Origin of the sequence: Colwellia sp. BRX10-9 (assembly GCF_014077405.1) — a bacterium.
GTDB lineage: Bacteria > Pseudomonadota > Gammaproteobacteria > Enterobacterales > Alteromonadaceae > Colwellia_A.
In genome coordinates this window covers 1-292 of record NZ_JACGVV010000141.1, presented here as the reverse complement: position 1 = coordinate 292, position 292 = coordinate 1, and the positions used below count along the sequence as shown (strand labels likewise).

Genomic DNA, 292 nt, shown 5'->3' with positions numbered 1-292 from the left:
GAAGATACAATCGCAACAGGTAATGTGCTTGATAATGCAGAAACAGCAGACGGTCCGTTAACCGTAACGAGCTTTAGTGTTGGTGGGAATACGTACAATGCAGGTGATACGGTTACTCTTGCGGAAGGTGAACTCACTTTAAATGCCGATGGTAGTTACACTTTCACTCCGAATGATAACTTTAATGGTGCTGTTCCTCTAATTACTTACATTGTTACTGACGGTGCAGGTGACACTCAGAGTTCTACCCTAACCATTTCAGTAACACCGGTTTCTGATTTAAGTGATGATA

Annotated in this window: 1 protein-coding gene; it reads left to right on the top strand. The window is 42.1% G+C overall.

All coding sequences use genetic code 11. The features are described 5' to 3' along the window. A partial coding sequence (locus H4J69_RS19795) for a cadherin-like domain-containing protein (protein WP_182252065.1) occupies positions 1-292 on the top strand: 292 nt, incomplete at both ends.